Annotated in this window: 14 protein-coding genes and 1 tRNA gene; 8 read left to right on the top strand and 7 right to left on the bottom strand. The window is 53.2% G+C overall.

Translation table 11 applies throughout. The features are described from left to right. Nucleotides 1-111 precede the first annotated feature (111 nt). The 7 genes from MCP_RS06950 to MCP_RS06925 form a co-directional block, all read right to left on the bottom strand. Nucleotides 112-1,530, bottom strand: coding sequence for an MFS transporter (locus MCP_RS06950; protein ID WP_012900128.1), 1,419 nt, complete (start codon nucleotides 1,528-1,530; stop codon nucleotides 112-114). Between the two features lie 91 nt (nucleotides 1,531-1,621). Continuing rightward, nucleotides 1,622-2,386 carry a TrmB family transcriptional regulator gene (locus tag MCP_RS06945; protein ID WP_012900127.1) on the bottom strand — a complete coding sequence of 255 codons (765 nt, stop codon included), beginning with the start codon at nucleotides 2,384-2,386 and terminating at the stop codon, nucleotides 1,622-1,624. Nucleotides 2,387-2,724: 338 nt separating this feature from the next. Next, nucleotides 2,725-3,927, bottom strand: a complete 1,203-nt coding sequence (locus tag MCP_RS06940) for an ATP-binding protein (RefSeq protein WP_012900126.1) — start codon at nucleotides 3,925-3,927, stop codon at nucleotides 2,725-2,727. Nucleotides 3,928-4,251: 324 nt separating this feature from the next. Beyond that, complete coding sequence (locus tag MCP_RS15380; RefSeq protein WP_128859983.1) at nucleotides 4,252-4,440, bottom strand: hypothetical protein; 189 nt, start codon at nucleotides 4,438-4,440, stop codon at nucleotides 4,252-4,254. 262 nt (nucleotides 4,441-4,702) lie between these two features. After that, nucleotides 4,703-4,790, bottom strand: a tRNA-Leu gene (locus MCP_RS06935). A 254-nt stretch (nucleotides 4,791-5,044) separates the two neighbouring features. Further along, nucleotides 5,045-5,767: an ABC transporter permease gene (locus MCP_RS06930; protein WP_012900125.1), complete on the bottom strand. Its 723-nt coding sequence runs from the start codon at nucleotides 5,765-5,767 to the stop codon at nucleotides 5,045-5,047. A 2-nt stretch (nucleotides 5,768-5,769) separates the two neighbouring features. Beyond that, entirely contained in the window at nucleotides 5,770-6,723 is a 954-nt protein-coding gene (locus MCP_RS06925) for an ABC transporter ATP-binding protein (protein ID WP_231845191.1), read from the bottom strand. 252 nt (nucleotides 6,724-6,975) lie between these two features. Between MCP_RS06925 and MCP_RS06920 the strand changes: the two genes are divergently transcribed. The 8 genes from MCP_RS06920 (at nucleotide 6,976) to MCP_RS06885 (ending at nucleotide 14,127) form a co-directional block, all read left to right on the top strand. Next, nucleotides 6,976-7,737: an ArsR/SmtB family transcription factor gene (locus tag MCP_RS06920; protein WP_012900123.1), complete on the top strand. Its 762-nt coding sequence runs from the start codon at nucleotides 6,976-6,978 to the stop codon at nucleotides 7,735-7,737. An 89-nt stretch (nucleotides 7,738-7,826) separates the two neighbouring features. Beyond that, a complete protein-coding gene (locus tag MCP_RS06915) occupies nucleotides 7,827-8,198 on the top strand; it encodes an ArsR/SmtB family transcription factor (protein WP_012900122.1) in 372 nt (123 codons plus the stop codon). Nucleotides 8,199-8,206: 8 nt separating this feature from the next. Continuing rightward, nucleotides 8,207-10,660 carry a heavy metal translocating P-type ATPase gene (locus MCP_RS06910; protein WP_012900121.1) on the top strand — a complete coding sequence of 818 codons (2,454 nt, stop codon included), beginning with the start codon at nucleotides 8,207-8,209 and terminating at the stop codon, nucleotides 10,658-10,660. Between the two features lie 65 nt (nucleotides 10,661-10,725). Further along, nucleotides 10,726-10,926 carry a hypothetical protein gene (locus MCP_RS06905; protein ID WP_012900120.1) on the top strand — a complete coding sequence of 67 codons (201 nt, stop codon included), beginning with the start codon at nucleotides 10,726-10,728 and terminating at the stop codon, nucleotides 10,924-10,926. A 98-nt stretch (nucleotides 10,927-11,024) separates the two neighbouring features. After that, the gene (locus tag MCP_RS06900) at nucleotides 11,025-11,525 is read left to right on the top strand and encodes a pyridoxamine 5'-phosphate oxidase family protein (protein ID WP_128859982.1); all 501 of its coding nucleotides are present in this window, start codon (nucleotides 11,025-11,027) and stop codon (nucleotides 11,523-11,525) included. Nucleotides 11,526-11,631: 106 nt separating this feature from the next. Beyond that, nucleotides 11,632-12,426, top strand: coding sequence for a 2-amino-3,7-dideoxy-D-threo-hept-6-ulosonate synthase (locus MCP_RS06895; protein WP_012900118.1), 795 nt, complete (start codon nucleotides 11,632-11,634; stop codon nucleotides 12,424-12,426). Beyond that, nucleotides 12,426-13,367: an ABC transporter ATP-binding protein gene (locus MCP_RS06890; protein ID WP_012900117.1), complete on the top strand. Its 942-nt coding sequence runs from the start codon at nucleotides 12,426-12,428 to the stop codon at nucleotides 13,365-13,367. Before MCP_RS06895 ends, MCP_RS06890 begins: the two co-directional genes overlap by 1 nt. After that, nucleotides 13,360-14,127 carry an ABC transporter permease gene (locus tag MCP_RS06885; RefSeq protein ID WP_012900116.1) on the top strand — a complete coding sequence of 256 codons (768 nt, stop codon included), beginning with the start codon at nucleotides 13,360-13,362 and terminating at the stop codon, nucleotides 14,125-14,127. Before MCP_RS06890 ends, MCP_RS06885 begins: the two co-directional genes overlap by 8 nt. Nucleotides 14,128-14,208: the final 81 nt, after the last annotated feature.

Genomic DNA, 14,208 nt, shown 5'->3' with positions numbered 1-14,208 from the left:
TCCTGTGCGCTCCGTGCCCCTGTGGTTGGACCACTCAACGACGGCATAACTAGAAAAGGATAAAAAAACATTCATCCCAAAACCGCGGAAGAGTCTCTTTTACTTATTGGGCTATGACTTTTTGATAGCGTGTGCGATCGGCGTAACCTCGGCTTTACGCAGGTTGCCTCTAGCCAAAGACAGGCCGACGCCGATGATGCAGAGCCCCGCCATGACCGCAAACGCCACCTGGATGCTCTTCATGAGGAGGTCGTAAGGGCCCGTCGCAGGGATCTCAGTGTGTCCCATGAAGTACGTGAATATCAGATTGGCGATGCCCAGGCCCAGTATCCCGCCGATCATACGCATCGTGCTCACCATGCTCGAGGCCACGGCGAAGTCTGACTTCGCCACAGAGCTCATGATCGCGTTGGTATTGGGCGACGAGAAGAACGCGACGCCGATGCCCATGAATATCAGACTTGTGACAACCAGCCACAGGGGCGTCTCCGGTGAGATCATGGCGAAGAGCACCAGGCCGATGGCGCAGATGGCCATGCCCGCCGAAGCCACGATACGCGGCTCAAGCCTGTCGGACAGCTTGCCGGCCGTGGGCGAGAACGCCACCATCAGTACGGTCTGGACGATCATGATGAGCCCGGTCGTTAGCGCATCTAACCCGTAGATCTTCTGCAGGTACAGGCTCAGCATGAATGGGACGGCGCCGATCGCACTGTAATTAATCAAAGCGGCCAGGTTGGAGAACATGAATACCGTGTTCTTCCGGAATACGCTGACCTTGAGCACCGGATTGGCCTGTCGCAACTCCCACCCGAAGAACACGGCCATGAGGACGAGACTGAGCCCGAATAGGGCTATGCCGAGCATTTCCTGTAAGCTGGACAGGCCCAGTATAAGCGAGACGAGCACCGCCCCGTAAAGAACGGTCCCGGGCAGGTCGAACTGCCCTTTCTCCGCCGCGGATCTTTCATCGGCGAGCTTCCTGACGGCAAGCAAGGCCACTAACAGGGCATACACCGCGATACCGGCGTAGATGAGCCGCCAGCTTCCGAAGTGAATGATGAAGCCGCCCAGCGATGGGCCCAGCGACAGTCCAGCGTACGTGACCGCCATGTAGATGCCCAGCACCTTGCCCCGCTCCTTTTGCGGGTACGCGGAGGTCAGGATGGCCATGGACGTGCCGAAGATCATGGCAGCGCCGATGCCCTCGATCGCCCGGAAGGCGATGAGCATGAAAATGGAGCCGGATATGGCGCAGAGGGCCGACGAAACGACGATGACGAACAGGCCGGTGACAAAGACCTTTTTCAGGCCATACCGGTCGGCAATACGGCCGAAGGGGACTACAAAGATGGCCGACACGAGCAAATAGCTGGTGACCAGCCAGTTCAGCAGCGCCTGGTCCGGGACCGCGAACTCGGCGTTGATGGTCGGCAGCGCGATGTTGACGGATGTCGACAAGAAGGGCGTAGTGAAGGCCGTCAAACAGGTGATGATCAGTACAAGACGTTTATCGATAATCGATGTCATCCGGAAGCAAACCTCTGATAATGGAATCAGGATGAAGGCGATTAATATATCTTTTGTAACTTTTAAGGGGGTAAAGATGACAGTTGTCTGGTCACGCATTCCAGACCGCATTGAAAATGCTCGCCCAGTTAGAAGCGACGGCGGTGTTGGGGATCCAGATGGCGACGATGCTATCCTCGTCGGGTACGTTATTATCGAGGCGGGGGAATAACATCAGTAATTCCCGGTCGTCGACGATCGCGGACTTCGAGTACGGCGGCCCATATACTTTTACCTCGGATACGGCCGGAGACAGCTGGCCCAGGATGTCAATTTCGCCGTCCTTCAGCTGAATACTCTTCTGGGTTATGAGACGTATGGTCACTCCTCGTTTCTTTGCGTATTCAAGCTGGGTCTTAAGCGGCCCGATCTCATCGGCAAAGTAAAGGGAGCCCATAAGCATGATGCTCTTTTTCGACCGGCTGATCATGTCGAGCAGCTTGACTGTCACGTTGCCCGAACCCCTTAACAGCCACACCCGCGGGTTCTCCTTGTCCATCTGATTATCGTACAGCATGGACAGATCATTCGCAGTCTCATCGACTGCCGCATTAAATTCGGCTTTCCGCTCTTCGAGCACTTCCCGTGGATAGCGGGCGGTGTACGTGATGGGCCGCGTACGCTCGCTCGTGATCCAGCCCTCGGTTTCGAGCCGCCGCAGGATGTCATACACCTTGGTCCTTGGAACATCCGCCTCGGCGGAAAGCCTGGTCGCGTCGCTCGGGCCCAGCAATACCAGCGTTTCATAGATCCGCGCGCCGTAATAGGTCAGGCCAAGCCTCTGCAGCGTCACGAGAGTTTTTTCATCAAGCAGCACAACTTGCCAATACTACCTTTAACCATATAAAAGTTACAAGTTGACGTTGAAAAAGCGTTTTTTTAGAAAAGGCCTTGTTGTTAGTTTTAATATTGTTGCATGGATAAAAGGCAAAATGGAACATGCATAATATACCACTTTAGCATGGTATAGGGACGATATTTAAACACGCAAATCCTTAAGGATTCGGACCTTCGTAGTAAAGATAAGAGCTCTTCGAGTATCGGACGAGCCTCTTTGTCAGAACTGGCGATGTAAGAATCAACGTCTTTTGCTTTTTCCATAGAATATTAACCGCTAGTGTTGTTAGTTAAGTTGATAAATAAAAATTAATGATACTACTGTCCTGACAGCCATTTCCACGCGGGAACGACATCTATATCGTCGAACTTATCTTCCTGGCCCAGCGTAATGATCAAGCCTTTCTTGATACCGGCGACCCCCATCGCTTCTCTTAAGCCTTTCATCTCCCTGCGCAGGTTATCTTCATCCAGCTTATAGCAGACCTGCATGGCCAGTAACTGACCCGCCGCATTCTTAACTATGAAATCGCATTCGCTCTTTTCTCTAAAATAGTAAATATCAGGATACTGTCGCCTCAGTTGTAAGAAGACGATGTTTTCCAGTATTCTTCCCTTATCTTCGGAGAAGGAGACGCTGTTCACCCTTGCAAGCCCGTGATCGATGGCATAAGCCTTTTTCGGGTTCATGAGCTGCTGCTTATAGGAATACGAGAACTTCGGGATGGTGAAGAGCAGGTAGCTGTCCTCGAAATAGGAGACAAAGTTCGATATGGTCGACGCGGCGCCGACGTCGAACGATTTTTTCAGGCTATTATAGGAGAACTCTTTTCCCGAGTTCGTTATTAAATATATGGCCAGATTTTTTACCAGGAGCGGGTCCTTCAAGCCATACCGGACGACGATGTCTTTGACGACGATGTCGTCGAACACCTGCTGAAGCATCATGTCGTTGTCGTGCCTGATATAGCCAGGGAATCCTCCGGTCATGAAGTACTTGTCGAAAGAAGCGAGGGACGCCGACTCTCCGGTAAGCCGCAATGCCTCTGAATAGGACATGGGGAAAAGATCGTAGGTCAAGTGGCGGCCGGTAAGCTTCGTACCCAGTTCTTTGCTCATTAGCGACGAATTCGAGCCCGTTATGAAAAATTTTTTACCTTCGTCAAGCTTCCTCCTGACGAACACCTCCCACCCGGGAACGTTCTGGATCTCGTCGAAGAAATAATGAGTTGCGCCCCGATTTATTTCCGAGAATACGCCGTCCAGCCGCTCGAAGTCGGACACTTCGAAATTAAGCGCACGCTCGTCCTCAAAATTAAAGTAATTATAGCTCCTGTTCTTTTTCATTATCTGCTTTAGCAAGGTGCTTTTACCGCACCGCCTCACGCCGGAGATGATGACGGCCAGGGGAGACTGCATGTCGATGGTGTCCAGGAGGTCCCTGCCAGTGCCCTGATCGAGCACTTTCACCTCTCCAGCCTGTATTTCCGCAAGTTTCCGAAGCGTCTCCTTTAGAAGCATGAGTATCAAGTTTCTATTGTGAATATAAATATCTTTCTTTTTACAAAATAAAGTATTATCTTTTACCAAAATATACTTTTACCTGAGTATATACGAATAGTCCTATTGAGTAAAAAATTACTTTCGGTAGAGGCTTTTAAGGTATTAGTCAATCATCAGGCCGGGCGTCTGATCGCGAAGATAATGAAGTACAAATAGCTGGTGCGGGGGACGAGCTTTAATTGGTAGGTAAGACGGCCCGAAGTTCTGATAGCTTCGGACTGCTTTAGCCTCATGCTGGGACCCAGCATTAAACAATTATTTTTCAAAAAGACAATTTTTTAATTAAGCTTTTGGTTTAGCATATATCAAATAGCCGCCAAAAACCAATAATACTAAACCTGATATAATTGAAACAATACCCCAGCCAGATCCGCGAACTATTACCAATCCGATACTCATTAAGATTATCCCTAATACTGCTAAAATTATGGCAATGTTCTTTTTATTCGCAGTCTTATCCGTTACAGCCAATTATATAACCTCCAATTATCTTTAATATGGATATTTCATTACAATATAATCTTTTTTGCGATAAATGGATAGCTTTGAACTTATTTGGTGTGGTGTAGGGATCCGGCTTAGAAACGTTGAATATAAAAAATTATTAGCTTGGGGATTTATACCTCACGCCTATAAGCCCCCGGCGAGATTTGTACTCGCGACCTGCTGATTCCATGTCATTATTGATTTTACGAAAATTATGAAAAAACGGAGAGCTTTGAACCGTTTTAGGTGGTGCGGGGGACGAGATTTGAACTCGCGAATCCCTACGGAATAGGACCCTCAATCCTACGCCTTTGACCTGTCTGGGCAACCCCCGCAAAGAGGTTAGAAAATTGTTGAACTGCTCGACGCAATCTCAAATATGTTGCATGGAGCAGACTTTAAATGGTATTTCTCGAATATAAAGCTTTCCGTTTTCACTTTGTAGATGGTAAGTCCTCTAATAATATCTTTGAGTAACTTTCAGGCAGCTTCGAGAACTTAGTGCTGAAAAACGTCTTCGAGTGTTCTTAAACCATCTTTGAGGGTCTTGACAGGTTATATTAAAAAAGGTAGGGGATGGTAACCCCCATCATGTCTTAGCTATCAGCTTTTCCCTGTTAAATCCCTTAACACTAAGCACGTACGTTACGACCAGGAGCAGGGCCAGGAAGGCCAATAACATCAGGTTAAACGTGGCGGCTTCGACCAGCATCGCCGACCGGACACCAGTAAGCCCGATCATGATGCCCATGATGACGATGTTGACCATGTAGGCGCCCCGTGTATTGGAGATGTATGAGGTCAGGGCGACCGTCATCATCGTCGAGAGGAGTATGATGGCCGGGACGATAGCGAAGAGCAGGATGCTCAGGGAGGGCGTAAGCAGGGGCGCATCCCAGATAATCGGGTTCATCGTGAGCGTGTACCCCAGGATGGCGCCGTACATGATCACTGCCCATATAAGGGCTGTGACAACCGCAGCCAACACTTTACCCAGGAATATCTCGGCGTTCGTCAGGGGAAGCGAGAGCAGGTGCTCGATGGTCCTCTGGTCCCGCTCGACGGGGAACGCGAAGATGGAGATGCCGCTCGCGATCACGATGGGATAGAAGGCGGCAAAGAGCAGGTAGAAGTCTAGTAAGCCGGCGAAGGCGCTGGCATGGTATCCCACAGCCGCAATGGTGGCCGAAATTTGCTGGATGGGCACCAGGCAGAATACGATGGCCAGCAGGGCGTTCTGCATGATGATGCCCTTCCGGGCATAGTAAGATGTGGCTTCCTTTCGAGCGATCTCAAATATGACGTTGACCATGTTTACTCCTCCAGTACCTTGAAGTATATGTCTCCCAGGCTTTCCTCGGCCCTCTTGATCTCCAGCACGGGTATGCTGGCGTCCATCAGTGCCTTATTTACGATGGGTGTCACGCTATCGGGGTCCTGTGTGTAGACCGTCAGCCCGTCGTCCAGCGGCTCCATCCTGCCCGTAACCATCGGCTTCAGCAGCAGCATGGCCCGACCGACGCTTTCATGGTCCTTCAGCCGCACGATGACGGAAGGCATGGCATATTGCCTCTTGATGTCCTCCAGCCTGCCGGACACAACGATTCGGCCCTCTTTGATCAGGGCGATGTCGTCGCACATCTTCTCCACTTCCGGCAGGATATGCGAAGTGATGAGCACCGTTTTGCCCTGCCTCTTCAGGCCAGCCACAATATTCTCGATGCTCCGGGCGGCGATCGGGTCCAGGCCCGACGTGGGCTCGTCCAGGAATATTACTTGAGGATCGTTGACCAGCGCCCGGGCGAAACCAAGCTTCTGGCGCAGGCCCTTCGACAGCGTCCCCGCCTTCATGTTCCTGTAAGACTCCAGCTCGAATGTGCGGAGGAGCTCCTCGATGCGCTGCTTCCTGGCCGGGGCTTCGATGCGGTGAAGCCTTGCCGTATAGTCCAGTATGTTATAGACGGTCATCTCGTCGTAGAGGCCGTAGGCTTCGGGCAGATAGCCTATGACCTTTCTGACCCTGTCTGCATCAGCGTTAATGTCCAGGCCATTCACAGTTGCTATGCCCGAATCTGCCTTAATGAGCCCGATAAGTGCCCTGATCAGCGTCGTTTTCCCTGCCCCATTCCTGCCTAGCAGGCCCAGCGATGCCCCGTCTCTTACAGTCAGGTCGATGCCCCGGATGCCGTGGACATCGTCGTACATTTTCGTCAATCCCTTGGTTATGATCATCGTGATCCACTTCTCGCGGCGCCTGCGCCGCAACAAGGGATAATTGGTCTTACTTTGTATATAAGAAAAATTTTGACCGAATGCCATTAACCATTGACCGCCAGTGGTTAATACGGCATGCGTGAAGGCCGGTGAACTATCTTGAACTATCGGGATCTCGAGAAAAATAATGGATTGATCGGGCATTTACCGTGGTAAAGATCATGGGAAATTAGCAAATTTTGAGGAAGCATGGGTGCGGACGAGACGGCTAAAATATTTATGGCATACCATGGATATGTTGTCTATATGCCGGCCAAGAATATCGCCAGTGTCCTGAATAACGAGTCCAACCTGCGCATCCTGGAGAAACTCAAGGTGCGCCCATATTATCCACGCGAGCTCGCCGGCGAAATGGGCCTCAGCGAGCCTTTCATCGTGCGCCGACTCAAAGCGATGGAGGAACACGACATTGTCGAGGGCCGGTGGGAGACGGAAGGCTCCCGCAAGGTGAAGCGTTATTACGTGAAGGACGTAACGCTCCAGCTCGGAAAGGATGGCCTCAAGGTCACGACATCCGAGGTTCAGGCAAAGCAGGACATCAACATCTTTAAGGAACTGGCGGGCACGCTTACACGGCTTCCGCTCATACTGGTCCTGGTCTGCGGCGTCATATTCAATATATGGTATCTGATGGCGATCGTAGCAATTATTTTCGTCTGGAACGCGGCCATTGACTACGCGTTCTACAAAGATTTCCGGCTCAAAACGCCCCTGTTATCGATGGTCGTAAACATGGCCGTCGCGCTGCTGCTTATGGGAATAATTGCTGTATCTGGCATCTCGTCGGTACCGGCGGAGATCGCAGCTACCGCCATGGTCATAGGGCTGGCCGTTCTCGTATTGGTGGTCGTATACAGGTCCCGCTTTTACCAGCTCGAATATAGCGAGCTCATCGAGGACATGGTGGGCCTGATGGCCAGGCTCGAGGAAGCACCATTATACGTAAAGGCTTTTTACCTGCCCACGGCAATACGCTGGAAGATCAACGAATACTTCGGGCTAATCTGATAAAGGCTCTCTTTCCAATCGAAATGTATATGTAGATAGCATAACATGTGAATAGTTATTCATATGTTCATGTTAAACGAGGAATATTGATGGACAACGTGCGTGCCAGGGACGACTGCGATGCCTGTATAATCCACGAAGATGCAGTGGAAAAAGCAAAAACAAGGGCAAAAGATCTCGAAGGGAACACCATTGTACGCTTATCGGACATATTCAAGGTAATGGGCGATCCGACCAGGCTCAGGATCATCCACGCACTCTCCTCGGGAGAGATGTGCGTCTGCGACATCGCCGCCGCCCTGGGCATGGAGCATTCTGCCATTTCCCATCAACTCCGGATCCTTAGGAACATGCGCGTCGTAAAGTTCCGGAAGCAGGGTAAAGAGGCCATTTATTCTTTAGACGACGAGCACGTGCTCCAGCTCTTCAACGGCGGCCTGGAGCACGCCCGGCACGGTTAGGCGGCATTATGACGGAACACGAAAAAGAAAAATGCAACTGCGGCACGTGTCACGAGGAAGAGGAAAGCCACGAGGAGAAGGGGACGTGCAGCTGCGGCACGTGCCATGACGAAGTCGAATGCCACGAAGATCACGAGGAGACCGAGTGTCAGGTCTGCCGCATCGAGCCCGAAGGGAAGGGTCCGCTCAGGGAGACAGGATTTAAGATCGACAACATGGACTGTGCAGACTGTGCCAAAAAGCTGGAGGAGCGCATAGCTAAGGTGCATGGCGTCACCTCGGTGAAGTTCAACTTCGGGACGGCGACCCTGAATATCAAGCATACGGGAGCCGCCTCGGACTTGCTTGATGTCGTCGAGCAGTCCGGTTACCATGTGGCCGCGGATACGTTTAAGATCACACAGTTCGACGTGCAGGAGCTGGACTGCATCGACTGCGCGAAGAAGTTCGAGAAGGCCATCGCCATGACGCCCGGGGTCATCCGGGCTTCGCTAAATTTTGCCGTAGGCAAGCTAATCGTAGAGCACACATGTCCTGTTGATGATATCCTTGCGGCTGCCCGCGACATTGGGTATACCATCAAGGTATCCGGCACAAAGGAAAAGGGATCATTTTTTACCAGGCACAGGCCCGTTTTAATTACTGTAGTATCAGGACTCCTCACAGTTACAGGGTTCACCCTGAGCCACCTGAACGTGCCCCCGTATATTCCGATACTGCTGTATTTCATGGCCATCGTCGTAGGCGGATCCCACATCGCGAAGAGCGCCATATACTCGCTCAAGACCATGACGGCGGACATGAACCTCCTGATGACCATCGCGATCATCGGCGCAATGGCCATAGGCCAGTGGGAGGAAGGCGCCACAGTGGTCGTACTATTCGCTCTGGGCAACGCCCTACAGTCCTATACACTTGATAAGACGCGCAATTCCATTAAAGAGCTGATCTCGATCACGCCGAACGATGCCGCGGTAATAAGGAACGGCAGCGAGGTCAGGCTTAATACCGCTTTAATAAATGTCGGCGACATGATCGTGGTGAAGCCGGGAGAAAAAATACCCATGGACGGCGAGGTGATCAGCGGCTTGTCCTACGTAAACCAGGCGCCAATTACCGGCGAGTCCATGTCCGTCGAAAAGGAGCCTGGCAGCGTCGTATACGCGGGCACCATCAACGAGAACGGTGCCCTTGAGATAAAAGTCACCCGGCTTGCAAAGGACAACACGCTTAGCAAGATCATCCACATGGTCGAGGAAGCGCAGGTACAGCGGGCGCCGACTCAGGTGTTCCTCGATAAATTCACAAAATATTACACGCCGGCCGTCATCCTTCTGGCAGCGGGCGTCGCCATCATACCCACGCTGATGGGCCAGCCCTTCTATACCTGGCTCTACCGGGGCCTCGTGCTCCTGGTCATCTCGTGCCCCTGCGCGCTCGTCATTTCCACGCCCGTCTCGATCGTCGCGGCCATCGGCAGCGCCTCGAGGAACGGCGTACTCATCAAGGGCGGCAGCTATCTGGAAGAGATCGGGCGCGCCCGGGCCATCGCGTTCGATAAGACGGGCACGCTGACCAAAGGCAAGACCGCCGTATCCGAGGTCGTTAACTTTGACTCGCTCGATACGGCGCAGATCATGAATATCGCCGCCTCGCTCGAATCGAAGTCCGGGCACCCGCTGGCGGCCGCCATCATCCGGGCGAACCACGGGCAGACGCCCATGCCGGTCGAAAATTTCCAGTCCGTCACGGGTAAGGGAGTTACGGGCACCGTCGACGGTGTTGATTACACACTGGGAAATCTAAAGATGTTCGAGGCCGTGAACGAGAATGTTCAACAGACTGTAGCCCATCTCCAGGAAGCCGGGATGACGCCGGTCATCCTCGGCAAAGACCACGCGATCCTGGCCGTTATCGCCATTTCCGACGAGGTCCGGCCCGAGAGCCGGGAGCTGGTTAAGGACCTGCACAAGTCCGGCCTGAAGGAGGTCGTCATGCTCACCGGCGACAACAACCGCATGGCAAAGGCCATCGCCTCCGACATCGGCCTGGACGGCTACTTCGGGGAGCTCTTACCGGAGGAGAAGGCGAACATCGTGAAGGGCATACGTAAAGCCCACGGCAACGTGATCATGGTCGGCGACGGCGTTAACGACGCCCCGGCCCTTGCCGCATCCAATGTGGGCATCGCCATGGGCGCCACTGGCTCGGACACGGCGCTTGAAACGGCCGATATCGCCCTCATGGCCAATGACCTTACAAAGGTCGACTACACCATTCGCCTGGGACGCCACACCCTGTCGATCATCAAGCAGAACGTCATCTTCGCCATTGCCATCAAGGCGGTATTCATAGGGCTGGCCGTCTTCGGCATGGCGAACCTGTGGATGGCCGTTTTCGCCGATATGGGCGCCTCGCTCATCGTCATCCTTAACGGTATGCGCCTCATCAGGACACATTGATCCTCGTTAAACGAGTCCGCAATAAACGCGTGTTACCATTTTAGAGCGGCCATGCCGACACATCCATGATGACCGACGGATTCAAAAAAGTAGAGGACCTCACCGAACAAACCACGAACAGGCGCCGCAGGCTGAACGAAAAAGACAGCAGCATCAAGCAGGAAAAAGTAGACAGAGCTGAGTTCTACTCAGAAAAAAAGCGAGGCGAATACATAACGGACAACAGAAAAGAGACACCGAACATCGAGACCGAACCCAATCAGTAGGATGCCCGGCACATATAGCGAATTTAAAGAAAGAAAAGCCAATAAAATTACGCGCCCGTTATAATCATACGGCCCAACATGAATAAATGGTGTTCGCCATGCAAGAACAGCTACCCAGGGAATACGAGATCAAGAGATTCGACCTGCCCGACATGACGCACCGGGAAATGGACGACCTCCTGAAAAGCCAGCTATTATGCAGGATCACGTTCCACGACGAGCCTTATCCTTACACGGTACCGATGGAGTATTACTATTTCGGCGATACGATATACTTCCACTTCACCATGACGGGCAAAAAGATCGAGCTTATGAACAAGAACCCGAACGTGACAGTCGAGGTCGACTGGTACGACGATCTTCTGACGGATTATAAGAGCGTCATCCTGAAGGGGCGGCTATTTCCGGTGGACAACGCGGACGAGCGCAACACGGTCAACGTAGCGATGGCATCCCACGTCCATAACAGGGCCGGCATCAAGTCCATCCTGAGGATCCCGGTGGGGAGTAAGGGCGTCGATTACCTGTCGGCATCCAACATACCGCTTAAGCTCCTGAAGCTCGAAGTCAAAGAGATGACGGGCAAAAAGGCACATTGAACTTTTTTTAATTAAAGAAAAGAATTTTGTATAGTAATTGCATATATCATTGAGTTTAAACGTTTGTAACATATTTGACCGACCACTATCCTGTTGATGAGGAACTATGAATGTTGGCAAATCTATAAGAATGGAAAAAATTTTTGACCGACGGACGAAGAAGACCGTGATGGTGCCGATGGACCACGGCATCACTCTAGGACCTGTAAAGGGACTTGTGAACGTAAAGGACGTTATGCGATGTGCCGCCGAAGGCGGCGCGAACGCGCTGATCATGCACAAGGGCATCGTGAAGGATTGTTATGTGAACTGCCCTAAGACGGCGGGGCTAATAATACATTTATCCGCAAGCACGAGCCTCAGCGTCGATCCTGACCATAAGGTGCTGCTGACCACGCCCGACGAAGCCCTCAGGCTCGGTGCGGACGCGGTCTCCGTCCATGTGAACATCGGCTCGGAGAAGGAGGATATTATGCTGAAGGACTCGGGGATGGTCGCGCGGGAGTGCGAGGCCCTGGGCCTCCCCATGCTGGCCATGATGTACCCGAGGGGCAAGAATATCCATAACCAGTACGACCCGGAGCTAATTGCGCACGTATGCCGCGTGGGCGCCGAGATGGGCGCCGACGTGGTGAAGACCAACTACACCGGGGACCCGGACTCGTTCAAGCGGGTCGTAAAAGGGTGCCCTGCGCCGGTCATCGTGGCGGGCGGCCTGAAGACGAGCACCGACCTTGAGCTGCTGGAGCATATCGGCGGCGCCATGGAAGCGGGCTCTGCCGGAGTCGCCATCGGAAGGAACGTGTTCATGCACGAGACCCCGACGCTCATGGTACGCCGCATACGCGCCGTCGTACACGACTCGCTGAGCCCGGAAGAGGCGATGAAGATCAGGGGTTAATGGGCACGACGGAAGAGCAGGCCATTTCCATCCGGGGCCTGACAAAACGATTCAACGGCCTGACCGCCGTCGATAACGTGGGCCTGGATATCGGGACCGGAGAGTTTTTCGGGCTGCTGGGGCCGAACGGCGCCGGCAAGACCACGCTGATCCGCATGCTCGTGGGACTTTCCACGCCTACTTCGGGCAGCGCCAGTATCCTCGGAAGAGACATCGTCAGGGACGCCATCGAGTCGAGAAAGCTCATCGGCGTGGCCCCGCAGGAGTATAACTTCGACGAGAACCTCAAGACGAAGGAGATCCTCACGTACCACGCGGGCTACTATGGCATGCCGAAGGCAGAGAGAGAAAAGCGTGCCGACGATATCCTTGACTTTTTAGAGATCAGCGACAAGGCGAACGAGTACTGTGATAAATTATCGGGCGGCATGAAGCGCCGCCTGCTCATCGGCCGTGCTCTGATGCAGAGGCCGAAGGTGCTTTTTCTGGATGAGCCGACGACGGGCGTTGACGTGCAGCTCCGCCGTGCCTTATGGGGCATGTTGAAGAAGCTCAATTCAGAAGGCACGACCATCGTGCTGACGACGCACTACATCGAGGAGGCGGAGAGCCTCTGCGGCCGTGTGGCCATCATGGACCATGGCCGGTTCATCGCGCTGGGCACCCCCGACGCCTTGAAGCGCCGGGAGGTCGACAGCAGCCGCCTTGAGTTCGACATCGTCGGCGACCATGTGCCCGACCTTACATCGGTGCCGGGCGTCATTCGCTATTCGTTAAGCAGGGAAAAGCTCATCGTCCACGTGAGCGACACCAGTACTGCTGCCGTAAAGGTGCTGGACTTCCTCAGGTCCGGCGGCGTGGCGGTAAAGTCCATGCACGTCAGGGAATCGACACTCGAGGACGTTTTCATTAAAATGACGGGGCGTGAACTGCGTGAGTGAGTGGGACGCGCTATACCTGATGCTGAAGCGGGAGATCATCCGGTTCATCCGCAAGCCCAACCGGACCATACTGCCCAGCGTCATCTCCACGTTCCTTTACATCTTTGCCTTCGGCTACGCCCTGGGCACCGCCATCCCGGCGATGGGAGGGCATTCGTACATCAATTTCATGCTCCCGGGCCTTGTCATGATGCAGGTTATATTACATGCGTACGTCAATCCCGCGTACTCCCTGTTCTCGTCCCGGGATGACCGGTACATCGAGGACCCGCTCACCACGCCCATGCGCTACTCGACGATGGTCGTCGCCTACGTGCTCGGAGGTATGGCGAGGGGTCTCTTTATGGGCCTTATCATTGCGGGCGTGACTATGGTGCTCTTCGGCATAGGCATATACGATGTACCGATGTTCGTGCTGCTATTGCTGGGCACGTCGGCCACCTTCGCCTGCTTCGGCGTCATGCTGGGCCAGTGGTCGAAGAACATCGAGGACGTGGGCAACGTCATGAGCTATGCGCTGAGCCCGCTACTGTTCTTAGGCGGTGTCTTCTTCTCCATCGATATCATCCCCGCCGACTGGATACGCTGGCTTTCGTGGCTCGACCCGCTGACCTACGTCGTGGACGGCGTCCGATATGCCATGATCGGCTACGAGCGCACTAATCCTTACTATTGCCTCGGCGCTATCGCGATATCCCTGCTCGTCATGTTCTACGCGAGCCTGAGGCTGTTCGAGAGCGGCTATAACCTCAAGACCTAGCCCATAATAAAGTTTATAATAAGGACGGTCATTAAGCGATTAAAGAAAAATAACTACTATGGGGAGCTGATAATATCGATA

This window comes from Methanocella paludicola SANAE, assembly GCF_000011005.1.
In the GTDB taxonomy this organism is placed as follows: Archaea; Halobacteriota; Methanocellia; order Methanocellales; family Methanocellaceae; genus Methanocella; species Methanocella paludicola.
This window is presented reverse-complemented; position numbering and strand designations above follow the sequence as displayed.

Coding starts and splice junctions, on each gene's coding strand:
- MCP_RS06905 (WP_012900120.1), top strand. CDS start 10,726: ATGATGACCGACGGATTCAAAAAAGTAGAGGACCTCACCGAACAAACC.
- MCP_RS06915 (WP_012900122.1), top strand. CDS start 7,827: ATGGACAACGTGCGTGCCAGGGACGACTGCGATGCCTGTATAATCCAC.
- MCP_RS06895 (WP_012900118.1), top strand. CDS start 11,632: ATGAATGTTGGCAAATCTATAAGAATGGAAAAAATTTTTGACCGACGG.
- MCP_RS06950 (WP_012900128.1), bottom strand. CDS start 1,530: ATGACATCGATTATCGATAAACGTCTTGTACTGATCATCACCTGTTTG.
- MCP_RS06890 (WP_012900117.1), top strand. CDS start 12,426: ATGGGCACGACGGAAGAGCAGGCCATTTCCATCCGGGGCCTGACAAAA.
- MCP_RS06920 (WP_012900123.1), top strand. CDS start 6,976: ATGCCGGCCAAGAATATCGCCAGTGTCCTGAATAACGAGTCCAACCTG.
- MCP_RS06910 (WP_012900121.1), top strand. CDS start 8,207: ATGACGGAACACGAAAAAGAAAAATGCAACTGCGGCACGTGTCACGAG.
- MCP_RS06900 (WP_128859982.1), top strand. CDS start 11,025: ATGCAAGAACAGCTACCCAGGGAATACGAGATCAAGAGATTCGACCTG.
- MCP_RS06940 (WP_012900126.1), bottom strand. CDS start 3,927: ATGCTTCTAAAGGAGACGCTTCGGAAACTTGCGGAAATACAGGCTGGA.
- MCP_RS06930 (WP_012900125.1), bottom strand. CDS start 5,767: ATGGTCAACGTCATATTTGAGATCGCTCGAAAGGAAGCCACATCTTAC.